The 24,980-nt window shown below is 64.6% G+C and carries 20 protein-coding genes and 1 tRNA gene; 11 read left to right on the forward strand and 10 right to left on the reverse strand.

Going from position 1 to position 24,980, the window contains the following annotated elements; genetic code table 11:
- Window positions 1–2: 2 nt before the first annotated feature.
- The 3 genes from G5B40_RS12460 to G5B40_RS12470 are packed head-to-tail and all read left to right on the forward strand — an operon-like array spanning window position 3 to window position 2,940.
- The gene (locus G5B40_RS12460; RefSeq protein WP_165099118.1) at window positions 3–953 is read left to right on the forward strand and encodes a Bug family tripartite tricarboxylate transporter substrate binding protein; all 951 of its coding nucleotides are present in this window, start codon (window positions 3–5) and stop codon (window positions 951–953) included.
- A 21-nt stretch (window positions 954–974) separates the two neighbouring features.
- Window positions 975–2,489 (forward strand): tripartite tricarboxylate transporter permease, encoded by a 1,515-nt coding sequence (locus tag G5B40_RS12465; protein WP_165099121.1) that lies wholly within the window; start codon window positions 975–977, stop codon window positions 2,487–2,489.
- Window positions 2,490–2,493: 4 nt separating this feature from the next.
- Window positions 2,494–2,940, forward strand: coding sequence for a tripartite tricarboxylate transporter TctB family protein (locus G5B40_RS12470; RefSeq protein WP_165099124.1), 447 nt, complete (start codon window positions 2,494–2,496; stop codon window positions 2,938–2,940).
- A 618-nt stretch (window positions 2,941–3,558) separates the two neighbouring features.
- On the opposite strand, the gene G5B40_RS12475 is transcribed toward G5B40_RS12470, so the two are convergent.
- A tRNA-Asn gene (locus G5B40_RS12475) sits at window positions 3,559–3,633 on the reverse strand.
- Window positions 3,634–3,847: 214 nt separating this feature from the next.
- Here G5B40_RS12475 and G5B40_RS12480 point away from each other — a divergent pair.
- From G5B40_RS12480 to G5B40_RS12505, 6 genes are all read left to right on the forward strand, one after another.
- Window positions 3,848–5,395: an ABC transporter ATP-binding protein gene (locus G5B40_RS12480; RefSeq protein WP_165103580.1), complete on the forward strand. Its 1,548-nt coding sequence runs from the start codon at window positions 3,848–3,850 to the stop codon at window positions 5,393–5,395.
- A complete protein-coding gene (locus G5B40_RS12485) occupies window positions 5,388–6,449 on the forward strand; it encodes an ABC transporter permease (RefSeq protein WP_165099126.1) in 1,062 nt (353 codons plus the stop codon). Before G5B40_RS12480 ends, G5B40_RS12485 begins: the two co-directional genes overlap by 8 nt.
- A complete protein-coding gene (locus G5B40_RS12490; RefSeq protein WP_165099128.1) occupies window positions 6,449–7,381 on the forward strand; it encodes an ABC transporter permease in 933 nt (310 codons plus the stop codon). Before G5B40_RS12485 ends, G5B40_RS12490 begins: the two co-directional genes overlap by 1 nt.
- A gap of 57 nt (window positions 7,382–7,438) precedes the next feature.
- A complete protein-coding gene (locus tag G5B40_RS12495) occupies window positions 7,439–8,521 on the forward strand; it encodes a BMP family ABC transporter substrate-binding protein (protein ID WP_165099131.1) in 1,083 nt (360 codons plus the stop codon).
- 107 nt (window positions 8,522–8,628) lie between these two features.
- A complete protein-coding gene (gene sseA / locus G5B40_RS12500) occupies window positions 8,629–9,480 on the forward strand; it encodes a 3-mercaptopyruvate sulfurtransferase (RefSeq protein ID WP_165099134.1) in 852 nt (283 codons plus the stop codon).
- Window positions 9,477–10,016, forward strand: a complete 540-nt coding sequence (locus G5B40_RS12505) for a GNAT family N-acetyltransferase (RefSeq protein WP_165099136.1) — start codon at window positions 9,477–9,479, stop codon at window positions 10,014–10,016. The genes sseA and G5B40_RS12505 overlap by 4 nt, the downstream gene beginning before the upstream one ends.
- 351 nt (window positions 10,017–10,367) lie before the next feature.
- On the opposite strand, the gene G5B40_RS12510 is transcribed toward G5B40_RS12505, so the two are convergent.
- The gene (locus tag G5B40_RS12510) at window positions 10,368–11,291 is read right to left on the reverse strand and encodes a PRC-barrel domain-containing protein (RefSeq protein ID WP_165099139.1); all 924 of its coding nucleotides are present in this window, start codon (window positions 11,289–11,291) and stop codon (window positions 10,368–10,370) included.
- 287 nt (window positions 11,292–11,578) lie between these two features.
- Between G5B40_RS12510 and G5B40_RS12515 the strand changes: the two genes are divergently transcribed.
- Window positions 11,579–12,748, forward strand: coding sequence for a benzoate/H(+) symporter BenE family transporter (locus G5B40_RS12515; protein ID WP_165099141.1), 1,170 nt, complete (start codon window positions 11,579–11,581; stop codon window positions 12,746–12,748).
- Window positions 12,745–13,212, forward strand: a complete 468-nt coding sequence (locus tag G5B40_RS12520; protein WP_165099143.1) for a GNAT family N-acetyltransferase — start codon at window positions 12,745–12,747, stop codon at window positions 13,210–13,212. Before G5B40_RS12515 ends, G5B40_RS12520 begins: the two co-directional genes overlap by 4 nt.
- 3 nt (window positions 13,213–13,215) lie before the next feature.
- On the opposite strand, the gene G5B40_RS12525 is transcribed toward G5B40_RS12520, so the two are convergent.
- The 8 genes from G5B40_RS12525 to G5B40_RS12560 form a co-directional block, all read right to left on the reverse strand.
- Complete coding sequence (locus G5B40_RS12525; RefSeq protein WP_165099145.1) at window positions 13,216–14,874, reverse strand: electron transfer flavoprotein-ubiquinone oxidoreductase; 1,659 nt, start codon at window positions 14,872–14,874, stop codon at window positions 13,216–13,218.
- A gap of 107 nt (window positions 14,875–14,981) precedes the next feature.
- Window positions 14,982–17,141, reverse strand: a complete 2,160-nt coding sequence (locus G5B40_RS12530; protein ID WP_165099147.1) for a glycosyltransferase family 2 protein — start codon at window positions 17,139–17,141, stop codon at window positions 14,982–14,984.
- Between the two features lie 45 nt (window positions 17,142–17,186).
- Window positions 17,187–19,397 carry a 3-hydroxyacyl-CoA dehydrogenase NAD-binding domain-containing protein gene (locus tag G5B40_RS12535; RefSeq protein ID WP_165099149.1) on the reverse strand — a complete coding sequence of 737 codons (2,211 nt, stop codon included), beginning with the start codon at window positions 19,395–19,397 and terminating at the stop codon, window positions 17,187–17,189.
- 10 nt (window positions 19,398–19,407) lie between these two features.
- Window positions 19,408–20,619 carry an acetyl-CoA C-acetyltransferase gene (locus tag G5B40_RS12540; protein ID WP_165099151.1) on the reverse strand — a complete coding sequence of 404 codons (1,212 nt, stop codon included), beginning with the start codon at window positions 20,617–20,619 and terminating at the stop codon, window positions 19,408–19,410.
- 28 nt (window positions 20,620–20,647) lie between these two features.
- A complete protein-coding gene (locus G5B40_RS12545; protein WP_165099153.1) occupies window positions 20,648–21,271 on the reverse strand; it encodes a glutathione S-transferase family protein in 624 nt (207 codons plus the stop codon).
- 96 nt (window positions 21,272–21,367) lie between these two features.
- Complete coding sequence (locus G5B40_RS12550; RefSeq protein ID WP_165103582.1) at window positions 21,368–22,492, reverse strand: acyl-CoA dehydrogenase family protein; 1,125 nt, start codon at window positions 22,490–22,492, stop codon at window positions 21,368–21,370.
- A 125-nt stretch (window positions 22,493–22,617) separates the two neighbouring features.
- Window positions 22,618–24,408 carry an acyl-CoA dehydrogenase C-terminal domain-containing protein gene (locus G5B40_RS12555; protein ID WP_165099155.1) on the reverse strand — a complete coding sequence of 597 codons (1,791 nt, stop codon included), beginning with the start codon at window positions 24,406–24,408 and terminating at the stop codon, window positions 22,618–22,620.
- Window positions 24,409–24,468: 60 nt separating this feature from the next.
- On the reverse strand, window positions 24,469–24,867 hold the full coding sequence (locus tag G5B40_RS12560; protein ID WP_165099157.1) for a MerR family transcriptional regulator: 399 nt from the start codon (window positions 24,865–24,867) through the stop codon (window positions 24,469–24,471).
- Between the last annotated feature and the right edge of the window lie 113 nt (window positions 24,868–24,980).

Genomic DNA, 24,980 nt, shown 5'->3' on the forward strand with positions numbered 1-24,980 from the left:
ACATGAAACTGCACGCCATAGCCGCTGCGTTGCTCTTTGGTGCGACCCTCGCCGCGCCCGCCGTTGCTGATGATAGCTTTCCAAACCGGCCGATCACGATGGTCGTACCCTTCGGCCCCGGGGGCGGCAGCGATCTCATCGCCCGCACCGTGGACAAATTCTCCGCCGACGAGTTCGGCGCCAACTTCACCTTCGAATACCGGCCGGGGGCTGGCGGCCATATCGGCGCCAACATGGTCGCCAACGCCGAACCGGACGGCTACACCATCGGCACCTATAACGTGCCGCATATCGCGCTCGGGCCGGTCACCGGCGTAGCGCAATACGCCCTCGAAGACTTCACCTTCCTCGGTCAGGTGGCCGGCGACCCCGTCGCGATCGCGACGGCGCTCGGAAGCGGATACGAAACGTTCGCCGACTTCATCGCAGCCGCGAAAGCCAACCCTCGGAAACTGACACTCGGCACCGCGGATCAATTCGGCGGCACCCATCTCCTCGCGTTGCAGATCGCGGACGCCAGCGGGATCGACATCACCGTCGTACCCTTCCCCGGCGGCTCGCAACTCGTCGCGGCGGTGCTTGGCGGCCATGTAGACGCGGGCGTCGCGGGCCTGCCGCCCTTTCTCGGCTCGAAAGATGAAACGCAGTTCCTCGCTCTCGCCGGCGCCGAGCGCGACGACGTATTGCCGGATGTGCCGACCCTTAAGGAACAGGGTGTCGATCTCGTCATGCGCACCGGTCGAATCTTTATCGCGCCAACGGGACTCGATGATGATGTCGCGGCGCGACTGCGCACCGGGTTCAAGGCGATTTACGACAATCCCAATCTTCAGGCGGAGTTGAAGAAGGTCGGGCAGTCCCCAAACTGGATGTCCGGAGACGAACTGGAGGAGTCGCTCCTCAGTTACGAGAACGCCGCGGCCAGATTGTTCAAAGAAGCGCAGACGAAGTGATCGCGTAGCGAGGGAAGTGCAATGGACAGTCTCGCCCATCTCTCGGACGGTTTCGTCGCGACCCTCGCGCCCCGGATCGTTCTGGTGATGCTCGCCGCCATTGTCGGCGGCATCGTCATCGGAACGCTCCCTGGCCTGACTTCGGTGATGGCGATCTCGTTGATGCTGCCGATCGCCTACAGCCTGGACCCCGTCACGGGGCTCGCCATGCTCGGGGCGATCTACTCCGCGGCGATCTACGGCGGCGCCAATTCGGCGATTCTGCTCAACACGCCTGGCACGCCCTCCTCGCTCGCGACCACGTTCGACGGCTATCCGATGACGCTGCAGGGCCGCGCGGATGACGCGCTCTACGCTTCGCTGATCGCCTCGGTGATCGGCGGCTTGGTTGGAACCATAATCCTGATCGCAAGCTTCGGTCCTCTCGCCCAGATCTCGCTCGCGTTCGGTCCTCCGGAATATTTCTGGCTCGCGATTCTCGGGCTTCTCACCATCGCGGCGATGTCCTCCGGCAACATGGTGAAAGGCATCTTCTCCGGGGCGCTCGGCATGTTGCTGGCGACGATCGGACTCGATCCGTCCATCGGCCTGCCTCGTTTCACCTTCGGCTATTCGCCGCTGATCGAGGGGATCGGAATGGTGCCCGCACTGCTTGGCATTTTCTCTTTCTCACAAGCTCTCAAACTGCTCGAGGATCGCGCCTCGTACATCGTGGAATACAAGCCCCGGCGGCGCGTGATCCGTTCCCTCGTTCCGGTCTTCGTAAGACGATGGTGGCTGATCTTGCGGTCATCGCTCATCGGCACCGGCGTCGGCGTCCTGCCCGGCGCCGGGGGCGTCATCGCATCCCTGATCGCCTACAATGAGGCGCGGCGCTGGGATCGCGATCCCTCGCGCTACGGCAAGGGCGCGATCGAAGGGCTGATCGCCTCCGAAAGCGCCAACAACGCTCAGGTCTCGGGCTCGCTCGTTCCGATGATGGGCCTCGGGATCCCGGGCAGCGCCAATGCGGCCATCATCCTCGGCGCACTTCTGGCCTTCGGCATCCAACCCGGCGTCGGCCTCCTTCGTGACAGCGGCGATGTCGCCTATGCGTTCATGGCTTCGTTGATCGTCGCCAACATCCTCATGCTCTTTGTTGGCGCCGTGATGATCCGGGCGACCGTGCGGGTGTTGCTCGTGCCGTCGTCCTTCATCTCGCCAACAATCATCGTGTTCTGCGTCATCGGCGCTTACGCGGCCTCCTACGGCATCTATTCCGTCGTCGTGATGGCCGGCGCCGGCTTCCTGGCCTACCTCCTCTCGAAGGCGGACATTCCGCTTGGCCCGATGGGGCTCGGACTGGTGCTCGGCCCGGTCGCCGAACAGGGCCTTGGCCTCTCGCTGATGATCGGGCGCTCGGCGGACAACCTGCTCGACGTCTTCGTGTTCCGCCCGATCTCCATCGTGTTGATTCTGCTCTGCGCCGCGACGGTGGCGACCGCATTCATCCTCGAGCGCCGCGAGAAAATGAAAACGGCCATGGGAGCGGGGTGAGATCATGCGTGTGACATACGCCTCGGGCGTCTATCTGATCGCGATCGCGGCGGTCGGCGTATTCTGGGCCCAGACTGCGAACCTCATGTACCCTGCAGATGTGTTCCCGAGGATGATTCTGGCTGTGATCGGCCTCACCGCCGTAATCGCTCTAGTTCGGGAGATCCGCGAGCCGACCGAGACGAAGGTTCTGAATCGCGGCTTCATCTTCGCGCTCTGCGTTTCGGCGTCCGTGGCCGTCTATATCGCCGCGGTCCCGACGATCGGCTTCTATACGGCCAGCGCCGTCTATCTCGCGCTTCTCTACCCGATAACCATGCGAATAAAGGACGGTCAGACGCTCACGCTACGCTCGGTCGGGGCGGCCATCCTCACGACCGCAGGCGTGGTTACGGCTCTCTACGTGGTCTTTTCGGCAATGCTGAAGGTCAACGTGCCGACATTGCTTTAGGCGACGAATCCGATGGCCGTACGAATCTCCGCAGGCCGTGGACCAAACCGCTGACGCCGATCATAGGGCTTGTCTGTGCAGACGCTTAGACTCTCTGCGGATGCGCTTGATCGGTAAGCGTCCGGCGTCGCTGCACTGCCGCGCATAGAGGGTGATCGGTAGTGTCCACCACGGGATATCCTTGTCGCCAGCAAAACCGATGAGGGTCATAACCGCTTGCCGCAATGGGGCGGGATCAGTGCTCCTCAAGGCGAGGTATTCCTCCGAATTGCCCAAGCGTGAACGATCTACGTCGAGCCGTCCTGAGCAGCGTATGGAGGTAAGTCCCATGTTCGATCTGGTCTTGCCTCCAGATGCCGTTCAGCCTCTCTGTAAGCCTCTCTGAGAGCTGCTTCGCCTCGGTCGCATCAGAGATGACAGCCGAACACGGATGAACGCTCCACAAGCTTCTATTGCGCGCTCTGGAACTCTGCGATTGTAGTAGTAAGTGCCGCTGCGAAAGATCATCTGCCGGACCGGCGAGCGCCGTCAATTCGCGTTTGTGTGACCGATCACGTGCATGAGCATCAAGCTCCATCAGATTTTCTCCAATGGTCGCAGGTGCTTTCAAGCGTCTCATGGCTCCGGCGGTAGGATTCGAACCTACGACCAGCGGATTAACAGTCCGATGCTCTACCACTGAGCTACGCCGGACCAGAGACGTGGCAGGGCCTTTAGCAAAGGGATGAGGCGAGGTCCAGCGCCTATTCGCGGAACGGGGTCGGTCGGGATCGGGGCGCGCCGCCGCCCCATCCTGCGCCGCCAACCGGCTCTTGCGACTTGACGCGAGCGGCCCGAACGCGCGCTATGGCGCGAGGGGAACGAAAGAATCGGAGCGCGCTTGGCTGAACGGGCGGGAGAGGGGGGCATGGAGGCGGCGGTGCTGTTCCAGGCGCGGGGGCTGAACAAGTCATTCCCCGGCGTGAAGGCGAATGACGACATCGCCTTCACTGTTCGCGAGGGAGAGATCCACGCTCTCCTCGGCGAGAACGGCGCAGGCAAATCGACCCTGGTGAAGATGATCTACGGCGTTCAGCGCCCCGACGAAGGGGAAATGCGCATGCGCGGCGCGCCCTATGCGCCGGACAACCCTGGCGATGCGCGGGCGGCTGGCGTTGGCATGGTCTTCCAGCATTTCTCGCTGTTCGAGGCCATGAGCGTGGCGGAGAACGTCGCGCTCGGCATGAACGACGCGCCACCGGCGCGAAAGCTCAACGCCCGCATCCGCGAAGTGAGCGCGGCCTACGGCCTGCCGCTCGATCCCACGCGCCTTGTTGGCGAGCTATCCGTTGGCGAGCGTCAGCGGATCGAGATCGTTCGCTCACTCTTGCAGAATCCCCGACTCCTGATCATGGACGAACCGACCTCGGTGCTGACCCCGCAGGAGGTCGAGCGGCTTTTCGCAACGTTGCGCAAGCTCGCCGCGGAGGGGGTCGCGATCCTCTATATCAGCCACAAGCTCGACGAGATCCGCGCGCTCTGTCATGGCGCGACGATCCTCAGGAGCGGAAAAGTGACGGGGGAGTGCGACCCGCGCGCGGAGACGACGCGAAGCCTGGCGGAAATGATGATCGGGCGCAGCCTCGCTACTCCTCGGCCCGTGGACTGGAAGCCGGGGAAGGCGCGGCTTTCGGTCGATAAGCTGAGCGTGAAGAGCGCGGAGCCCTTCGGCGTCGATCTCACGAAGCTTTCATTCGTGCTGCGCGCCGGCGACATACTCGGCGTCGGCGGCGTGGCCGGCAACGGCCAGGACGAGCTTCTCGGCGCGCTTTCCGGCGAAACGCGGACAAATCCGGCGACGATCCGTCTCGCTGACGCGCCGATCGGCCATCTCGGCCCGAGCGAGCGGCGGCTGGCCGGACTCTGCGTCGCGCCGGAGGAGCGGCTCGGCCACGCCGCCGCGCCCGACATGTCGCTGACCGAAAACGCGGTGCTGACGGCGCGCAGCCGCGCCAGGCTCGTCGGCGGATCCGGTCTCGTCAGACAGGGCGCCGCGGCCCGTTTCGCGCGCAACGTGGTGGAGACATATGACGTCAGGACGGCGGGTGTCGAACACGCCGCGAAATCGCTCTCCGGCGGCAACCTGCAGAAATTCGTCGTCGGCCGGGAGATCGCGCAACGACCGGACGTTTTTGTCGTCTCGCAGCCGACCTGGGGCGTCGACGCCGGCGCCGCCGAAGTGATCCACGACGCGATCCGCACGTTGGCGAAAGGCGGCGCCGCGGTCATGGTGATCAGCCAGGACCTGGATGAGTTGATGGAGGTCTCGACCCTGCTTTCGGTGATCGCCGAGGGGCGGCTCTCGTTCCCGGTGCCGGTCGCGGACATCACGGTCGAGCAGATCGGCGTGATGATGGGTGGCGGCGGGATCGTTCGTGCGGATCAGACGGAATCGCCAGTGGCCGGTCATGCTTGAGCTGCAACCCCGCAAGGAGGCTTCGCGGGCCATGGTCTGGCTCACGCCGATTCTCGCGGTGGCGCTGACCATGCTGGCCGGGCTTGCGCTTTTCGTCGCGCTCGGCAAGGACCCGGTCGAGGCCGTCAGGCTGATCTTCATCCAGCCGCTCCTCGACCCCTACAGCCGCACGGAGCTTCTGGTGAAGGGAACGCCGCTGGTGCTGATCGCCACCGGCCTCAGCATCGGGTTTCGCGCCGGGGTCTGGAATATCGGCGCCGAGGGACAGTTCATCATCGGCGCGCTCACGGGCGGCGTAGTGGGACTGGCGCTCTACGAAACGCCAGGCCTCTGGCTTCTGCCGCTGATGGCGATGGCCGGCGCGGCCGGCGGCGCGGCCTGGGCGATGATCCCGGCGTTTCTGAAGATCAGGTTCAACGCGAACGAGATTCTCGTCTCGCTGATGCTTGTCTATGTCGCGGAGTTGCTGCTCTCAGCTCTGGTTTCTGGTCCCTTGCGCGACCCCGACGGGTTCAACTTTCCGGAAAGCCGGATGTTCCATGACAGCGCGACGCTGCCGATCATCATCGCCGGCACCCGCGCGCATGTCGGCGCGCTGGTCGCGCTCGGCGTCGTCGTCGCCGCCTATGTGCTGATGGACCGGCATATCTTCGGTTTCCAGGTAAAGCTTTACGGCCAGGCCCCGCGCGCCGCCCGCTTCGCCGGGTTCCGCGACGGAAGGCTGATCGCAGGCTGTCTCGGTCTTTCCGGCGCGCTCGCCGGACTGGCGGGCATGTTCGAGGCGACCGGGCCGGTCGGCCAACTGGTTCCCGGCCTCCCGGCGGGGTACGGGTTCACCGCGATTATTGTCGCCTTTCTCGGCCGGCTTCATCCCTTGGGCGTCTTGTTCGCTGGGGCGGTGATGGCGCTGACCTATATCGGCGGTGAATCGGCGCAGATCGCGATGAACCTGCCCGCGGCGGCGATCAGCGTCTTTCAGGGCATGCTGCTTTTCTTCCTGCTCGGGATGGACGTTCTGGTGAATTTCCGGATCCGGTGGAGGCGGACGGCGTAATGGATGTCTCGGTGCTCAACCCGGTTCAGATCATGGCGAGCCTGATCATCGCCGCGACGCCGCTCCTCTTCGCGGCCCTTGGCGAACTCGTTGTCGAGAAGTCCGGCGTGCTCAATCTCGGGGTCGAGGGGATGATGATCGTCGGTGCGATCGGCGGTTTCGCCACCGCGCACGCCACTGGCTCGCTCATGCTCGCCGTCGTCGCCGGGGCCGCTTCGGGCGCTGTGCTGGCCTTTCTCTTCGCGGTGCTTACGCAATATCTGATGTCGAACCAGGTGGCGACCGGTTTGGCGCTCACGCTTTTCGGGCTCGGCATCGCTTCGCTTCTCGGACAGGGATACGCAGGCCAGACGCTGGACGTCTCGACCCGACTCGACATTCCGGGGCTCACGGACCTGCCCGTGGTCGGCCGGCTGATCTTCGGCCATGATCCGCTGGTCTATCTCTCGGTTGCGATGACCGCCGGCGTCTGGTGGTTCCTGAACCGGACGCGGCCCGGCCTGAACCTGCGCGCGATCGGCGAGAACCATGACGCCGCCCACGCCATTGGTTACGGGGTGCGTCGGACCCGCGTCGCGGCGATTCTGTTCGGCGGCGCCATGGCGGGAATCGGCGGCGCCTATCTCGCCGTCGTGCAAACTCCGCTCTGGGTGGAGGGCATGACCGCTGGGCGCGGCTGGATCGCGCTCGCCATCGTCGTCTTCGCCGCCTGGAAACCCTGGCGCGCGCTTCTCGGGGCCTATCTATTCGGCGGGGTGACCATCGTTCAGCTCAACCTGCAGGCGCTGGGCGTCGCGATCGAGAGTCAGTACTTGTCGATGACGCCATATCTCGTCACGATCGTGGTGCTGGTTGTGATATCCGCCGACCGGGCGCGAGCGCGATCGAACGCGCCCGCCTGTCTCGGCAAACCGTTTTTCGCATCGGCCTGATCGAGGGAAAGCAAACGCGGGTTCGGGCCGCCATTTGGGATCAGACAGGAGAGAGAGATGAACCTGATCAGAGTATGTGTCGGCGCTGCGGCGGCGATGGGGCTGGCGCTCGGCGCGCTGGCGACGAGTGCTGCGGAGGATCCGCTGAAAGTGGGGTTCGTCTATGTCGGGCCGACGGGCGATTTCGGCTGGACCCATGAGCACGACCTCGCGCGCCAGAAAATCGACGAGCATTTCGGCGACAAGGTCGAGACGACCTATGTCGAAAGCGTGTCTGAGGGACCCGACGCGGAACGCGTCATTCGCCAGATGGCGCAGTCGGGCCATGACCTGATCTTCACCACGTCCTTCGGTTACATGAACCCGACCGTGAAGGTCGCCAAACTGTTCCCGGACGTGAAGTTCGAGCACGCGACCGGCTTCAAGCGCGAAACGAACCTCTCGACCTATTCCGCCCGGTTCTACGAGGGGCGGCATGTCATCGGCCTGATCGCCGGCAAGATGACCAAGACCAACACCATCGGCTATATCGCCTCCTTCCCGATCCCGGAGGTCGTCCGCGGCATCAACGCGGCCTATCTGGCGGCGAAATCGGTGAATCCCAACGTAAAGTTCAAGATTGTCTGGGCCTCGACCTGGTTCGACCCGGGGAAAGAGGCGGACGCCGCCAATGCGCTGATCGAGCAGGGCGCGGACGTCATCATGCAGCACACCGATTCCGCCGCGCCAATGACGATCGCCGAGGAAAAGGGCGTCAAGGCGTTCGGGCAAGCCTCAAACATGATCAAGTTCGGGCCAACCGCCCAACTGACCTCGATCATAGACAACTGGGCGCCGTATTACATTGAACGCGTGCAGGCGGTGATGGACGGGACCTGGGAATCGACCGACACTTGGGGCGGCATCAAGGACGGCATGGTCGTCCTCGCTCCCTATAACGATAACCTGCCCAAGGATGTCGTCGCTCTCGCGGAGTACGCGCGGCTCGGCATTCAGCTTGGCAAGATTCATCCCTTCGCCGGGCCGATCAACAAGCAGGACGGTTCCGAATGGCTCGCCGCGGGCGAAACGGCCACCGATGAAGATCTGCTCGGCATGAACTTCTATGTCGAGGGGATCGAAGGCGCATTGCCGAACTGAGTCCGGCGAGAAGCTGAAGGCCGGCCCGGGCGGCACGCGCCCGGGCCTTTCCTGTTGAACGCCGTCGCGGCGACCCCTAAACCCGAAAAACCGCAAGGGAGAACCGGATGCTTGAAAGCGACTCGCAGCTTCTTGTCAGCACCACGTGGCTGGCCACGCATCTGAACGCGCCCGACGTCAAGGTCATCGACGCGACCTGGCGTCTGCCGGGGACGGGGGGCGATCCGCGAAGCGATTACGAAGCGGCCCATATACCCGAAGCGCGCTTCTTCGACATCGACGAGATTTCGGATCAATCCTCGCCACTGCCGCACATGCTGCCGCCGATGGAGAAATTCGTCTCCCGCGTCCGGGCGATGGGGATCGGCGACGGCCATCGGGTGGTGGTCTACGATCAGGACGGGCTATTCTCCGCTGCGCGGGTCTGGTGGATGTTTCGCGTCTTCGGCCACCGCGATGTCGCGGTGCTGGATGGCGGGCTGAAGAAATGGCTGGCCGAGGGCCGCCCGGTTGAGGATATCGCGCCGATGCCGCGCGAACGCCATTTCACCGGCCGCAAGGACGCCTCGCTGGTGCGCGACGTTACGCAGGTCGCGGCGGCGCTGAAGCTGGACGAAGAGCAACTGGTCGACGCCCGAGCGCCCGAGCGCTTTCGGGGCGAGGCGCCGGAGCCGCGCCCCGGACTCCGCGCCGGGCACATGCCGGGGGCGAAAAACCTTCACTACGCGACGCTGTTCAATCCGGACGGGACGATGAGGCCGGTCGAGGAGATCCGTACGCTGTTCGAAGGCGCCGGAGTCGATTTGAACCGGCCGATCATCACGACCTGCGGGTCCGGCGTCACCGCAGCGATCCTGTCGCTGGCGCTCGCGCGGATTGGCCATCGCAAGGTCGCGCTTTACGACGGATCGTGGTCGGAATGGGGGGCTTATCCCGACCTCGAGGTCGAAACCGGATGAGCGCCGAAGCCGGGAAATGGCTTGACTACACAGTCACCTATCTCGAAATGACGACGCGCCCGGAAGGTCCGCGCCCACCGGCGCCGAACCTGCCTGGCCTCGCTCTGATTCAGGCCGAGGATCCGCCGCCGCGCTGGTTCCTGCATCTATACGACAGCGTCGGCGCCGACTACGAGTGGACTGACTGGCGCCGCCGCTCGGAAGAGGAGCTGCGGGCGTTAATCGCCGGGCCGGACGCGTTGATCTACACCGCAATGGTGAAGGGCTGGACGGCCGGATTCTTCATGCTCGACTGGCGCGAGAAGGGAACCTGCGACCTCGCCTATTTCGGGCTGGCGCCGGAAGCGCAGGGCCTCGGCCTCGGGCGCTGGCTCCTGGGTGAGGCGATCCGCGCGGGCTGGGCGCGGCCGGGCGTGAATCGGATGGTGGTCGAGACCTGCACGCTCGACAGTCCGCGCGCGCTGCCGCTTTATCAGCGCATGGGGTTCGCGCCCGTGCGCCGCGTGGAAAAACGCCGACGCGCCGCACGGGGCTGAGTCCCCGGCCCCGATTGGTCGCCCGGCCTATTTCCGACGTGGCGTAACCGCCTTCCGGGCAAGGGCCGCATGGCCACCCTCATCGGTGAGGTCGCCCACTCGGAATGCTTCACACCTTCTTTCTTCGGCCGACGCCAGAATCGCAGATATGCGGAGGGCGTCAGCAGGGACGAAATATGCGCCTGTTCCCGGTGAGCGCAGTTGATCGTATCGCCGGGAAACATCGCATATCATCCGGGGCGCGAACGCGCCATCCGGGTCAATCCTCTACAGACCGCTGCGCCTGAAAAGCGAGCGCATCAAAAGGGCCCCGCGAGGGGCCCTTCGCTGTTCATCTCATCAGACGACTGGTCAGCTCTTATAGTCAGGCATCGCTTCGAGCGATTCGCGGGTCTGGTCCACGACAACGCGCACCTCGTCGCCATCTTCGTTCTGCATCACCTTCAGTTTGCTGAAAGGCAGCGAGACCGGTTTCTCACCCATCCCGAGAAAACCACCGACATCGACAAGAACGGATGAGACTTTGCCATCCTGCGCGAGGAGCAGCTTGTCGATCTCCCCAATCGCCTCATCGTTAGAACTGTAGACGGTCGCTCCATCCAGGTCTTCGGTGGTCAGCTTGGTGAAATCGGCTTCCACCCATTGCTGGCTGTCGCCCGCGACCATCCCGTTCGCGGCGGGCTCGGCAGCTTCGGTTCCGACTGCGGGCGCCGCCGCGTGATCGGTCACGGTCGCGGCGTCGGAGTCCATCTCGGCGGCGCCTGCATCGCCGAGCCGTGTGTAACCAGCCTCCGACTCATCGAATTCCGGCATCGCTTCGAGTTCTTCCCGCGAAATTTCAGACACGATGAACACTTCGTCCGGATCGTCGGAGTCCTGGACGATGCTGACCTGATCCAGGCCAACCGCAACGGTGTGCTCGCCCATGCCGAGGAACCCACCGACATCGACCAGCACCGAGTGAATGGCGCCGTCCTTGGACATGATGACGTCGCTGATTTCGCCGATATGTTCCCAATCGGCGGACGCGTCGGCCACGCCAGCGTCACCCTCGATCACACCCACGTAAACCGGGCGATCGATGAAGTCGCTCGCCAGGATCTTGTCGCCGCCGACGACGGGGGCCGACGACTGGCTGTAATCCGTCTTCGGCGCGGCCGTCTCGGTCGCAGCAGCAGCCGGGGCCGCCTGTTCGGATTTCGTTGCGCTCTCTTGCGCGAGAACCGGCGCGGCGAGAAGGCTGACGAGAGCGGTTGTCGCTAGGATCCGTTTCATTTCCTGTTCCTTTTCGGTTTATGGCGCCGAAGCGCTATCGCATACGGTGTAGAAAACGCCGCGTATGCTTCGCCGTTCCAGATGTTCGTGTTGTTTATTTTTTGCTTGATCTAGGAACCATGCGCTGCTCCGCGCGTTTTCGTGGGCCTTTCTATCTTGTTTCTTATCGTCGCCGTTTGAACTGTTGAGGCGATTCCGAGTTCCCGCACCCTGATGATGACGCGAGGAGGTTTTCCAGGCGTCGGAAGGGGATGGCGTGAGCCGCCTTACTCGTTGATATTGCGCAGATGTTCCGAGACCTTTCCGCCTCCTCCGTCTTCATGGGCCTGCTCGCGGCGTTTGTCGGCTTCGCCTCATCCTTCGCCGTCGTGCTGCAAGGTTTGCGCGCGGCCGGAGCAACCGAGGCGGAGGCGGCGTCGGGGCTGATGGCGATCGCGATCGCGAAAGGGATCGCCGCGATCGCGCTCTCGGGGAAAACCCGCATTCCGATCGCCATCGCCTGGTCGACGCCCGGCGCGGCGTTGCTCGCGACCTCCGGCGCGCTGCCCGGCGGGTTCGCGGAGGCGGTCGGCGCGTTCCTGGTCTCGGGCCTTCTGCTGGCGGCGACAGGGCTTTTCCGCCCGCTCGCCCGTGTAATCGAGCGTATCCCCGCCTCGCTCGCCTCGGCGCTTCTGGCGGGGGTGCTGCTGACGCTTTGCCTCGCCCCCTTTCGCGCCATCGCCTTCAACCCCCTCTGGGGCCTCGTCATCCTGATTGGCTGGGTCGTCGGCGGGCGGATCGGACGTGTCTGGTCGGCGCCCGGGGCGCTGGCGGGCTTCATCCTCGTCGTCATCTTCGGGGTGCGGCCCGAGATGAGCGCTTTCGCGGCGCTGACCACGGCGGCGATCCAGCCGCCGATCTTCGTCCAGCCGATCTTCACCGTCGCCGGGCTGGTGGGAATCGCCCTGCCGCTCTACGTGGTCACCATGGCCGGACAGAATCTGCCCGGCGCCGGCGTCCTGAAGGCGCATGGCTATCCCACGCATGCCGGATTGGTTCTCTCCGTCTCCGGCTTCGCCTCCATGCTCGCTGCGCCATTCGGCGGTCATGCCTGCAATTACGCCGCCATCACCGCCGCGATGTGCATGGGAGAGGAGGCGCACCCCGACCCCGCACGGCGCTACTGGGCTTCGATCACGGCGGGGGGCTGCTACGTGCTGCTGGGTGTTTTCGCCGGTCTTACAGCCGGATTCGTCGCGCTGGCCCCGACAGTGCTGATCGAGTCGGTGGCCGGGCTCGCGCTCCTCGGCGCATTCGCCGCCGCCGCCTACGCCGCCTTCGCGCGGGTCGAAGACCGGGAAGCTTCGGCCGTGACCTTGCTCGCGACCGCCTCCGGGCTCAGCATGTTCGGCGTTTCCGGCGCTTTCTGGGGATTGCTTGGCGGCGGCGCGATCCACTGGCTGAGGAAAACGAAATGACGATCTTTCGCGCGCCCGAAGCCCGCGACGCCGCCGCGCTGGTCGGGATGGCCGATGCGCTGTGTCTGCATCAGGGCGATCCGACGGGCAATTTCACCATTGAGAAGGCGCTCAGGGACGTGATCGCACCCGACGCGCCGCTCTCATGCCTAGTGGCCGAAAAGGCCGGCGCGCTCGAAGGGTTCGTCTTCTGGCATTTCGCCTATGAGACCTGTTACGCGGCGCGCGGCGGCCATGTCACCGATCTCTACGTCAGCGAAAACCAGCGCGGAAGCGGCATCGCCGAAGGGCTGCTGCGCGCCGCAGCACGCAGCGTGAAGGCTGCGGGGGGCGAGTATCTCTGGCTCACCAACCACAAGACAAACACCCGCGCCCGCGCCTTCTACGCCAAACATATGGAGGCGACGGACCATGTAATTGTTCAGTTCGCCGCATGGGAGCGTTTCGCGGCGCTGGCGCGCTAAGGCTTACATATTCGGATAATTCGGCCCGTCGCCGCCCTGCGGCGTGCGCCATTCGATGTTCTGACTCGGGTCCTTGATGTCGCAGGTCTTGCAGTGAACGCAGTTCTGCGCGTTGATCTGAAAGCGCGGCCCGGCGCCATCTTCGCCTTCGATCACCTCATAGACCCCGGCCGGGCAATAGCGCTGCGCCGGTTCCGCGAATTTCGGCAGGTTGACGCCGATAGGTATGCTTGGATCGAGCAGATGCAGATGGCTTGGCTGGTTCTCTTCGTGATTCGTGCCGGAGAAGCTGACATTGGTGAGCCGGTCGAAGCTCAACTTGCCATCCGGACGGGGATAGTCGATCGGCTTGTGCTTCGCCGCCGCCTCGGTCGCCGCAGCGTCGGACTTGCCGTGACGGAGCGTGCCGAAAAGCGTGAGCCCGGTGAGGTTCGCAAACCACATGTCGGCGCCGCCGCCGACCAGTGAAGCAGCGAGGCCGTATTTCGACCAGAGCGGTTTGACGTTCCTGACCCGTTTCAGGTCTTTCGCGATCGGGCCGGAGCGCACATCGGCGTCATATTCCGTCAATTCGTCCGACGCGCGCCCTTCGCCGATGGCCGCAAACGCCGCTTCCGCCGCCGCCTTCCCCGAGAGCATGGCGTTGTGATTGCCCTTGATGCGGGGGACGTTGACCATGCCTGCGGCGCAACCGAGGAGCGCGCCGCCCGGGAACGTCAGCTTCGGCAACGACTGCCAGCCGCCCTCGGTGATCGCCCGCGCGCCATAGGCGACGCGCTTTCCGCCCTCCAGGGTCTCGGCGACCATCGGGTGATGCTTGAAGCGCTGGAACTCCATGTAGGGATAGAGATAGGGGTTCCGGTAATTCAGGTGGACGACGAAGCCGACCAGAACCTGATTGTTGTCGATGTGATAGATGAAGGAGCCGCCGCCCGCATTGCCGCCGAGTGGCCAACCCATCGTGTGCGTGACGCGGCCTGGGTGGTGATGTTCCGGCTTCACCTCCCAAATCTCCTTCATGCCGAGGCCGTATTTCTGCGGCTCGCGACCTTCGGCCAGCCCGAATTTCGCGATCGCCTGTTTCGAGAGCGAGCCTCTGACGCCCTCCGCCAGCAGCACGTATTTGCCATGCAGCTCCATCCCGGGCTCGTAGCCCGGGCCCTTGGTTCCGTCCTTCTCGACGCCGAACTCGCCAGCGACGACGCCTTTCAACGCGCCGTTTTCGTCATAGACCAGTTCGGAACAGGCCATACCCGGAAAGATCTCGACGCCGAGTTCCTCGGCATGTTCCGCCATCCAGCGGCAGACATTGCCCATGGAGACGATGTAGTTGCCGTGGTTGTTCATCAACGGCGGCATCGGGAAATTCGGAACCCGGACCTGGCCCGCCTCGCCGAGGATATAGAAGCGATCCTCGGTCACCGGCACGTCGAGAGGCGCCCCCCGCTCCTTCCAGTCTGGGATCAACGCGTCGATCCCCGATGGATCCAGGACGGCGCCGGAAAGAATATGCGCGCCGACCTCGGAACCCTTTTCCAGCACCACGACGGAGATATCATCGCCGCCAAGCTGCTTCAGGCGGATCGCGGCGGACAAGCCGGCCGGGCCGGCGCCGACGATAACGACGTCGTATTCCATCGATTCGCGGCTGCTCTCGCTCATGGCTACGCCTCTTTTTTCTGTATCTCGGCGGGTCTGGCTCTCGCGTTCCATTTATGTTGCGGCGCGGGGCGGGGTCAATCTTGACGCCGCCGCGCCGCCCACACAACTCATCGAAACCGGTCTATCACGCCGCGTCCAAGCCGGTAGAGCCGACGCGACAACGGCGGCTCGGTGGGCGTGAAACCGCCGGTCGGCGCATTGGCGGTCGCGCGGAGCGCAGCCTCGAGATAACCGGGATGAAAAGCTTCCGGCGCCGGCGCCGCCTCCACATCGCGGCGCCAACCCTCGATGGGCGGCGCGACACCTATGCTCCGCAGCAATGGCGCCGAGCGTTCCTCGAACCGCTCGATCAGGCGAAGCCGCGCCTCCGCCGGGATCGCCATGAGGCCGCGGATCGCGGGAAGCGCGGCAGTCGCGGCCAGAAATTCCGCAAAGGCGTCCGCCTGCGCTCTCTTATCCAACCGCGCCAGGGCGATCATCCGCCCGGCGATGGCCTGCTCCGCGCGCGGCGAAGGATAGATTACGCCTTCTGGCGGATCGGGCGGCGGCGGAACGCCGAGCGCCGCGTAGAACCGCTCCAGAAGGCTCGCCCCCTCCACCGTCTCATAGCCGATCAACTCCAGGGCGCCGTTCGCGAACTTGCGCCAGTCGGCGGTCAGGCAGGTCAGGTCGGCCATCTGCGGGCCAAGTTCGGCGGCGAACTCTTCGGCCGTGCGCCGGGCCCAGCCCGTGGCGAGAAAGACGTGCTCGCGCCAATATCGTTCGACATATTCATCAGGGCGGCGAAAGACGGCGATCACCTGTCGACGCGGCAGGAAGCCGAACCCGGCCGCCGCCCGCCGCATGAGAAAGGCGCGGTCGGCGGCGCCATGAAATGGCAGGCTCAGATTCTCGGCGCTGATGAGAACGCGCGAACAGCCAGAGGCGACGCATTCCGCCCTCAGCCGCTCGAAGATGGCGCCGTCGCCGCTCCGGATGGCGCCGAAGAAGCCGACATGGCCGGGGGTCGCCGCCCCGCGCCGGTTGTCGGCGACCGCTTTCAGGAATCCGGTCTCCGGCACGAGCAGGCCAAGCGCCTTCAACCGCTCGCTGTCGCGCTCCAGCACCCGTTGCAGATAGGTCGATCCGGTCTTGTGAAGGCCGATATGGAGGATTAGCTCCATATCCATCGTCGGCCCGGTCGCCGCGATCGCAGGCTTCAGCACCTGCGCGCGCCGCCAATCGTATAGCGCGTCCCAGCGCCCCGCGGCGACCATGTCATATGCGCTCATGAGCTTCGCCCGGCTGACCGGGCCGTGATTGCGCGTCGACTTGTCGAGCGGCGAGATCTTCATCGTCGGAAGATCGGCGAAAACCTTGCGGCGCAGCTTCAGACCTGAAATTGCCGCCGTCAGCCGGGCACGGGCGCCGTCCAGCGCAGGGCTCTGTCGCGGATCATGGTCGAGCGCGCGCACCTCCCAGATCACCCGGCAGATAGAATGGTGCAATTCGCGCTGCAAGGCCATCGACCGGTCGCCTTCGGCGCCGGCGTATGCGCGGGCGCGCGCGACGCATTTCGTCAGTAGGTCGAGCTGCATCGCCACATCCTCGATCTCCCGCTCGCCGGTGGTGATCGAGCCGAGCCTGCGACGCCAGATGCGCGCCGGGATGTCGGAAAAGGCGATCTTCTTCGCCGAAAACACGGCTTCGAGGACGAAAAGCCTGTCTTCGAACCGGCGCTGCGCCTCGTCGAACCGAACACCGCGCCCGACCAGGAAGTCGCGCCGATAGATCGAGGACCAGGAAGAGACGATATATTGCGCCTCAGGCGCTTCCTCGAACGTCGCGCCCGAATTTCGCCGTCCAAAAAGCAATTCGTCCCGTCGAAGCGGAATCGGATGCAATCTGTCGACCGGGAGAAGCAGCGTTGGCGCATGCGTGAGATCAGCGCCCGAGCGCGCGGCGAAGGCGAGATTCTTCGCCAGCGCGCCGGCGATGAACACATCGTCCGCGTCGATGAATGTGACGAATTCCTTCTCCGCCGCGTCGATCCCGGTGTTGCGCGCGGCGGCGAGACCGCGGTTCTCCGCATGTGCGATGACGCGGATCGGATGTCGGGCCGCGATTCCCGATAGGAACGCCGCGCTCGACGGTCCCGGATTGTCGTTCACCACGATCACTTCGAGATCGTCGATCGGCTGAGCGACGGCGGATGTCACCGCCGCCTCCAGATAGACCTCGTCGCGATAGAAAGGGATGACGACGGAAAGGGAACGCGCCGCCGTCATTGGCGCGCCCCCGCGCCGCACGTCGAATCCCTCCGGAGCGCCATGTCAGGCCGCCTTCGTCGCCTCGTGCCGTCCGTAGAAACTCTCCCCGGCCTCGGCGACGTCGCGCAGCAGCTTCGGCGCAGTGAAACGCGGCCCGTGCTTCTGCGCCAGCCGGTCGCAGATTCGAACGACCTCGTCTGCGCCGAGCATGTCGATCCAAGAAAACGGCCCGCCCGACCACGGCGCGAAACCCCAGCCGAGGATCGCGCCGACATCGCCTTCGCGAATGTCCTCCAGCACGCCTTCCTCCAGCGCCTTCACAGCTTCGAGCACCTGCGCCAGCATCAGCCGGTGCTGCACTTCGGTGACGTCGGGTTGCTCCTTGGCCAGCGGGAAATGCTCCTGCAAACCACGCCAGAGGCCCGTGCGCTTGCCGTTCTCGTCATATTCGAAATAGCCGGCCTTGGATTTCCGGCCCAAGCGACCGGCGTCGAAGAGAACCTGCACCACGTCGTCGCCGGGATTCTCCGGGTAATCGTCGCCCAACGCCGCCTTCGTCGCCCGCATGATCTTCTCCGCGAGATCGATCGAGGTCTCGTCCCCAAGCTGCAGCGGGCCGAGCGGAAAGCCGAGCTGCTTCGCCGCGTTCTCGATCAGCACCGGTTCTATTCCCTCGGCGACCATCCGCGCCGCCTCGCCGCCATAGGGAATGATGCAGCGGTTGGCATAGAAGAATCGCGCGTCGTTGACGACGATCGGGGTTTTCCGAAGCTGGCGAACGAAATCGAGCGCTTTCGCGACCGCTTCGTCTCCGGTCTTCTCGCCCTTGATAATCTCGACGAGCATCATGCGGTGAACCGGGCTGAAGAAATGGATGCCGATGAACCGCTCGGGGTCACGGCTGGCCTTCGCCAGTTCCGAGATCGGCAGGGTCGAAGTGTTGGTGGCGAAGATCGCTTCTTCCGGCAATTCCGCCTCCGCCTGTTTCGTCACCTCGCCCTTGACGCCCGGATCCTCGAACACCGCCTCGACGACCAGATCGGCGCCCTTCAGCGCGGCGTAATCCGGCGTGGCCGTAAGGCGCGAAAGCACGGCGTCCTTCGCCTCCGCGGTCAGGCGTTTTTTCTTGACGTCGTCGTCCAGAAGCCCGGTGATCGTCGCGAGGCCCTTGTCGGCCGCCGCCTGATCGCGGTCCATCAGCACGACCTCGATGCCGGCGCGGGCGGAGACATAGGCGATGCCGGCGCCCATCATTCCGGCGCCGAGCACGCCGAGTTTCTTGACTCTCATGTCGGGCACGTCCTTCGGGCGAACCGCGCCCTTCTCCAGCGCCTCCTTGTTCAGAAAGAGCGAGCGGATCATCGCCGCTGAGGTAGGGTTGAGCATGATGCTGGTCATCCACCGCGCCTCGATCCGGATCGCGGTGTCGAAATCAACCTGCGCGCCCTCGTAGATCGCGCTCATCAGCGCCTTCGCGGCGGGATAGACGCCCTGCGTGCGCCCGTGGATCATCGCGATCCCGCCGGCCATGGTCTGGAACCCCTGCGGCGTGTAGGGCGCGCCGCCGGGCATCTTGTAACCCTTCGCGTCCCAGGGCTTCACCAGGTCGGCCTCGGACGCTTTCGACACCCAGGCTTTCGCCGCCTCCATCAGCGCCTCGGGCGGGACGATTTCATCCACCACTCCAGCGGCTTTCACCGCCTTGGGCGCCATCATCTTGCCCTCGAAAAGGAACGGTGAAGCGCCCATCACGCCGAGCATCCGCGCAAGCCGCGTCGTGCCGCCGGCGCCGGGGAAGATGCCGACGAGAATCTCGGGAAGGCCGATCTTCGCCTTCGGATTGTCGGCGACGATCCGGCGATGGCAGGCGAGGCCGAGCTCCAGCCCGATCCCCGCCGCCGTGCCCGGCGACGCCCAGACCACCGGCTTGCCACCCTTCTTCGTCTTGAAGTCCATTCCCGCGAGTTCGATCTTCCGCAGGAGCCGATGCATCCGCATCACCCCTTCGAATACCGCCTCGGCCGGCGCACGGCCCGCAGCTTCCGCGGCTTTCCGGGCTTTGCCGAGGATGTTGAGGTCCATCCCACCGGCGAAATCCTTCTTCGCCGATGTCAGCACGATTCCCTTGACCGCATCGTCGCCAAGCGCCTTGTCGAAAGCGGCGTCAAGCTCCGCGATCCCGCCCTCGGTCATCACGTTCATCGAGGCGCCGGGCAGGTCCCAGGAGATGACCGCCACGCCGTCGGCGTCCACTTCGTAGTTGAAAATGGTCATGTCTCTCTCCTCACACCCGCTCGAGAATCGTCGCAGCGCCCATGCCGCCAGCGACGCAGAGCGTGGCGAGCGCGGTTTCCCTGTCGGTCCTCTCCATCTCGTCAAGCGCGGCGCCGATGATCATCGCGCCGGTGGCGCCCAACGGATGGCCCATCGCGATGGCGCCGCCATTCGGGTTCACCGCCGCATGATCGACGCCAAAATGCTGCATGAAGAGAAGGACCACCGCGGCGAAGGCCTCGTTCACCTCGAAGGTTCCAATATCGCCGATCTTCATCCCCGCATCACGGAGGATCTTCTCCGTCACCGGCACCGGGCCGGTGAGCATGATCGCGGGTTCGGAGCCGATCTTTGCGGTGGCGCGGATGCGCGCGCGCGGCTTCAGGCCAAGCTTCTCGCCCGCCGCTTTCGTGCCCACCAGAACCGCCGTCGCGCCGTCGACGATGCCGGATGAGTTGCCGGCGTGGTGGACATGATTCACCTTCTCCACCTCCGGGTAGCGCAGCATCATCACCTTGTCGAAACCGGGCATCGTCTCGCCCATATCCTTGAAGGAGGGTTTCAACGCGCCGAGCGACTGCATGTCGGCGCCGGGGCGGATCGTCTCGTCATGGTCGAGGATCGTCAGTCCGTTCTGATCCTTCACCGCGAAGACGGATTTCGCGAACCGGCCTTCGTCCCACGCCTTGGCGGCGCGTTTCTGGCTTTCGACCGCGTAGGCGTCCACATCGTCGCGGCTGAACCCGTATTTCGTCGCGATCAGGTCGGCGGAGACGCCCTGCGGCGCGAAATAGGCGTTCATCGCCAGATAGGGATCGACAGCCAGCGCGCCGCCATCCGAGCCCATCGGCACCCGGCTCATCATCTCGACGCCGCCGGCGACGTAGAGATCGCCGGCCCCGCCCCTGATCTGGTTGGCGGCGAGGTTCACCGCCTCCATGCCCGAGGCGCAGAAACGGTTGATATGCAGGCCCGGCACCGATCGCTCCCAACCCGCGTAAAGCACGGCGGAGCGCGCAAGGCAGGCGCCCTGTTCGCCGACGCCTGTGACGCAGCCTAGGATCACGTCCTCGACAAGGCTTTCGTCCAGATTGGTCCGCGCCTTCAACTCGTTCAGCGCGTTGGCGGCCATCCGGACGGAGGTGACTTCGTGGAGCGCGCCGTCGGGTTTGCCCTTGCCGCGCGGGCTGCGGACAGCGTCGAAGATGTAAGCGTCGGTCATGGGGTCTCCTTCGGAGAGGTCGGCTGCGCTAGGCGCGCGGCATCAGGTCGTAAGGGTGTTTCCAGCCCGGCAGCGCCTCAATCCGGCCGAGCCAGGCGTCGAGATGCGGCCAGTCCTCGCGGGAGAAGCCGAATGGTTCGGTGTAGAAGAGATACCCGCAGCAGGAGAAATCGGCGTTGGTCGGCCCGTCGCCGACCAGCCAGTCGCGTTTCGCCAGCGTCGCGTCGAGCGTGGCGTAGGCGGCCTTCAGCCGGCCCTGCATGAAGGCGATCACCTCCGCCGGGCGTTTCTCCTCGGGGAGGAAATTCATCAGAAAGCGGGTCATGCCGGCGGCGGAGGACATCTTGTGATTGTCCCACAGCACCCAGCGCAGAATCTCACGCCGCTCGTCCGGGGTGGCGCCGCCGAACTTGCCGGATTTCTCCGAGATGTAATCCTGAATGACGCCGGACTGCGTGAGTTTCACCTTGCCGTCGAGCAGAACCGGCGCCTCGCCCATGTCGTTGATCTCGGCCCGGTATTCGGTCGTCCGCGTCGCGCCCTTGAAGAAATCGACGAAGACCGGCGTCCAATCCAGCCCGGAAAGCGCGAGGGGCAGCGCCGCCTTGTAGGAGTTTCCGCTTTCGCCGAAGCAGTAGAGTTTCATCGTCATTGCGTCTTTCCCCGTTTCCTGTTCAGCGCCGTGGCCTGACATGGGGCCCCGCCGGTTCGTTCGATGCCCCGGAACAGGTCCGGGACCTCGGCCCATTCAAAGCCTGCGCGAGATCAGGTCCTTCATGATCTCGTTGGTGCCGCCATAGATGCGTTGGACGCGGGCGTCGGTCCACATCTCTGCGACGTCATATTCCATCATGAAGCCGTAGCCGCCATGCAACTGGACGCATTCGTCGAGGATGCGGTTCTGGAGATCGGTGGTCCAGTACTTGACCATCGCCGCCGTCTCCACGCTCAATTCGCCCTTCAGATGCGCCTCGATGCATTTGTCGAGGAAGGCGCGGGCCACCACTGTCTCGGTCTTGCATTCGGCCAGCTTGAACTTCGTGTTCTGGAACTCGATGATCGGCTTGCCGAAGGCATCGCGCTCCTTGCAATAGGCGATGGTCTTGCGGACCGCGCCTTCCATGGCGCCGACCGCGCCGCAGGCGATCAGCAGCCGTTCCTGCGGCAATTGCTGCATCATCTGGTAGAAGCCGATATTCTCCTCGCCGCCGAGCAGGTTCTCCGGCGGGATCGGCACGTTATCGAAGAACAGCTCGGACGTGTCGGCGGCCTTCAACCCGACCTTGTCGAGATTGCGTCCACGCGTGAAGCCCTCCGCGCCATCGGTCTCCACCGCCACCAGCGAAGTGCCTTTCGCGCCCTCGTTCGGGTCGGTCTTGGCGGCGACAAGAATAAGATTGGCGTGCTGACCGCAGGTAATGAAGGTCTTCTGCCCGGAGAGTCGATAGGCGTTGCCGTCCTTGACCGCCTTCGTCCTGATCCGCTGCACGTCGGAACCGCCAGAAGGCTCGGTCATCGCCAGCGCGCCGACAATCTCTCCGGTCGCCATTTTCGGCAGCCAGCGCTTCTTCTGCTCCTCGGTGCCACAGTTGAGAATGTAGTGCGCGACGATTCCGGAATGGATCGACTGGCCCCACGAAGCGAGATTCACATGGCCCTGAATCAGCGAGAGCACCGCCTCATGGCCAAAATCACCGCCGGCGCCGCCATATTCCTCGGGGATCGAGGCGCAGAGGAGTCCGGCCTCGCCGGCCTCGTTCCAGATTTCGCGCTCCATGATGCCGGCCTTGCGCCAGCCTTCGGCGCGGGGAACCCAGCGCTCCTCCAAGAACCGCGTCGCCGCGTCCAGGAACATCACGTGCTCTTCGTTCATCCAGTCGGACTTGAGATTTTCAAACTGCAAGGCGTCTCTCCCTAGACGTTCGGAGCGCCCATGGCGGGCGCCGCCTGTTTCAAGCCCCCCGGTGAAGAGAAGCGTTTCGACGTGGGGCGCAAGCCCTAGAACGCCTCCGCCGGCAGGTCCATCACCGGCGCGGCGCCAGTCTGGATCCGCGCAAGCCGCAGCGCCGTCTCCGGCAGCGCGCGGGCCATGTAATAGCGCCCGGTGCGCAATTTCGCCTCATAAAACGCAGCGTTCCCCTCGCCGCTCTCGAGCCCGGCCCGCGCCGCGACCGCCATGCGCGCCCAGGCCCAGCCGAGAAGCACATGGCCGAAAAGATGCATGAAGTCGGTGGAGCCGGCGAGCGCGTTGTTCGGGTTCTTCACGCCCTCGGCCATGAAATACATCGCGGCCGCCTGAAGATCTTTCGAGGCGGACTTCAGCGGCGAGAGGAAATTCCTGGCCAGCATCTCGTCGTCCTCATGCGCCTTGATGAAGCCGCGGATCTCCTCGAAGAAAGCCATCAGCGTCTTGCCGCCGTTGAGCGCCAGCTTGCGGCCGACGAGGTCGAGCGCCTGAATGCCGTTCGCGCCCTCGTAGATCATCGCGATGCGGGCGTCGCGGACGAACTGCTCCATGCCCCACTCGCGAATATAGCCGTGGCCGCCAAATACCTGTTGCGCCTCGACCGTCATCTCGAAGCCCTTGTCGGTGCAAAAGCCCTTCAGCACCGGCGTCAGAAGGCCCAGCATCGCGTCGGCTTCCTCGCGCTTCTCGGCGTCGGGGTGGCGATGCGAGACGTCGTTGATCTCGGCGGCGATCAGAAGCGCCGCGCGCGCCCCCTCCACGAAGCTCTTTTGGTCGAGCAGCATCCGGCGCACATCGGGATGCACGATCAGCGGATCGGCGGACTTCTCCGGCGCCGCCGGCCCGGTCACGGCGCGGCCCTGAAGCCGGTCCTTCGCATAGGCCGCAGCGGCCTGATAGGCGGCGGCGGCCTGGAAAAGACCCTGCCCCGCCACATCGAGCCGGGCGTGGTTCATCATCACGAACATCGCCGGCAGCCCGCGATTGGCCTCGCCCAGCAGGAACCCGGTCGCGCCGTCGTAATTCATCACGCAGGTCGGATTGCCGTGAATGCCCATCTTCTCTTCGAGGGCGCCGCAAACGACGCCGTTGCGCTCGCCCGGCGTTCCGTCTTCCTTCGGAAGAAACTTTGGACAGATGAACAGCGAGATGCCCTTCACACCCTCGGGCGCTCCGGTAATCCGCGCGAGAACGAGGTGGACGATGTTGTCCGCCATGTCGTGCTCGCCGGAAGAGATGAAGATCTTCTGCCCCGTGATCCGGTAGGAGCCGTCATCCCGTGGTTCCGCCTTCGTGCGCAGCATGCCGAGATCGGTGCCGCAATGCGGCTCCGTCAGGTTCATCGTGCCGGTCCACTCACAGGTGGCCATTTTCGAGAGATAGGTCTGCTTCTGCTCGTCCGTCCCATGCGTGTGAATGGCGCGATAGGCGCCAAGCGTGAGGCCGGAGAACATCATGAACGCCATGTTTGCGGCGGAATGGGATTCCCCCGCCGCCGCGTGCAGGATGCCGGGCAGGCCCTGTCCGCCGAAATCCGGGTCGCAGGCGAGCGAGGTCCAGCCGCCGTCGCGAAGAAGATCGAACGCCGCCCGGAAGCCCTCGGGCGTACGGACGACGCCATTCTCCAGTTCGCAGCCGCCGTCGCCGACCGCGTTCAGCGGCGCCAGCACTTCGGCGCCAAGCTTGCCGGCCTCCTCCAGCACCGGTCCGGTAAGGTCGGGCGTCAACTCGTCATAGCCTTCCAGCGCCTCGTTTTCCTGAACCTTCAGGACTTCGTGCAGGATAAAAAGCTGATCTTCGGTCGGTGGCGTATAGGTCGGCATGAATCTGGCGCTCCGTTCGGGATTCGGGAAAGAAGGCGGCCGGCGCAGTCGTCGCCGCGGCTATTCCGCGGCGCGGGCGGCGTTGCGGCGGGAAAGCTCGGCCTCGGTGTCGTCGATCAGGCCCTGAAGTTCCCGCATCGCGTCCTCAAGTTCGTCGCGCTGCGCACGTAGCGCGTCCATCTGAGTGCGGGCGTTGCTGACCCAGGTTGTCATCTGCGTGACGCCGCCATCGCCGAGATCGTAGAGGTTCAGCCACTGCCGAATCGATTCGAGCGAGAAGCCGAAGCGCTTGCCACGGAGAATCAGTTTCAGCCGGGCGCGGTCGCGCTGGGTGAAGATGCGGCGCTGGCCTTCGCGGATCGGCGTCAGAAGCTCGCGCTGTTCGTAAAAGCGCAGTGTGCGGGGCGTGACGTCGAATTCGGCGCAGAGCTCACCGATTGTATAAGTCTGCTCGCTCATGAGATCGGCTCCGTTCCTTGCTATGCCCTCTACATATATGTATGACGTTAACGTAAGCGTCAAGTGTCGACGGAGTGAATATCGGCTCGCCGTCGCGTCGACAGCCGCAATCG

Source organism: Pikeienuella piscinae (assembly GCF_011044155.1).
Lineage (GTDB): Bacteria > Pseudomonadota > Alphaproteobacteria > Rhodobacterales > Rhodobacteraceae > Pikeienuella > Pikeienuella piscinae.

Excerpts from the sequence above, each read along its gene's own strand:
- G5B40_RS12490 (WP_165099128.1), top strand. The coding sequence starts at position 6,449 with ATGGATGTCTCGGTGCTCAACCCGGTTCAGATCATGGCGAGCCTGATC.
- sseA (WP_165099134.1), top strand. The coding sequence starts at position 8,629 with ATGCTTGAAAGCGACTCGCAGCTTCTTGTCAGCACCACGTGGCTGGCC.
- G5B40_RS12525 (WP_165099145.1), bottom strand. The coding sequence starts at position 14,874 with ATGAGCGAGAGCAGCCGCGAATCGATGGAATACGACGTCGTTATCGTC.
- G5B40_RS12460 (WP_165099118.1), top strand. The coding sequence starts at position 3 with ATGAAACTGCACGCCATAGCCGCTGCGTTGCTCTTTGGTGCGACCCTC.
- G5B40_RS12505 (WP_165099136.1), top strand. The coding sequence starts at position 9,477 with ATGAGCGCCGAAGCCGGGAAATGGCTTGACTACACAGTCACCTATCTC.
- G5B40_RS12550 (WP_165103582.1), bottom strand. The coding sequence starts at position 22,492 with ATGAACGAAGAGCACGTGATGTTCCTGGACGCGGCGACGCGGTTCTTG.
- G5B40_RS12510 (WP_165099139.1), bottom strand. The coding sequence starts at position 11,291 with ATGAAACGGATCCTAGCGACAACCGCTCTCGTCAGCCTTCTCGCCGCG.
- G5B40_RS12530 (WP_165099147.1), bottom strand. The coding sequence starts at position 17,141 with ATGACGGCGGCGCGTTCCCTTTCCGTCGTCATCCCTTTCTATCGCGAC.
- G5B40_RS12485 (WP_165099126.1), top strand. The coding sequence starts at position 5,388 with ATGCTTGAGCTGCAACCCCGCAAGGAGGCTTCGCGGGCCATGGTCTGG.
- G5B40_RS12555 (WP_165099155.1), bottom strand. The coding sequence starts at position 24,408 with ATGCCGACCTATACGCCACCGACCGAAGATCAGCTTTTTATCCTGCAC.
- G5B40_RS12480 (WP_165103580.1), top strand. The coding sequence starts at position 3,848 with ATGGAGGCGGCGGTGCTGTTCCAGGCGCGGGGGCTGAACAAGTCATTC.
- G5B40_RS12470 (WP_165099124.1), top strand. The coding sequence starts at position 2,494 with ATGCGTGTGACATACGCCTCGGGCGTCTATCTGATCGCGATCGCGGCG.
- G5B40_RS12465 (WP_165099121.1), top strand. The coding sequence starts at position 975 with ATGGACAGTCTCGCCCATCTCTCGGACGGTTTCGTCGCGACCCTCGCG.
- G5B40_RS12535 (WP_165099149.1), bottom strand. The coding sequence starts at position 19,397 with ATGACCATTTTCAACTACGAAGTGGACGCCGACGGCGTGGCGGTCATC.
- G5B40_RS12560 (WP_165099157.1), bottom strand. The coding sequence starts at position 24,867 with ATGAGCGAGCAGACTTATACAATCGGTGAGCTCTGCGCCGAATTCGAC.
- G5B40_RS12495 (WP_165099131.1), top strand. The coding sequence starts at position 7,439 with ATGAACCTGATCAGAGTATGTGTCGGCGCTGCGGCGGCGATGGGGCTG.
- G5B40_RS12545 (WP_165099153.1), bottom strand. The coding sequence starts at position 21,271 with ATGACGATGAAACTCTACTGCTTCGGCGAAAGCGGAAACTCCTACAAG.
- G5B40_RS12515 (WP_165099141.1), top strand. The coding sequence starts at position 11,579 with ATGTTCCGAGACCTTTCCGCCTCCTCCGTCTTCATGGGCCTGCTCGCG.
- G5B40_RS12540 (WP_165099151.1), bottom strand. The coding sequence starts at position 20,619 with ATGACCGACGCTTACATCTTCGACGCTGTCCGCAGCCCGCGCGGCAAG.
- G5B40_RS12520 (WP_165099143.1), top strand. The coding sequence starts at position 12,745 with ATGACGATCTTTCGCGCGCCCGAAGCCCGCGACGCCGCCGCGCTGGTC.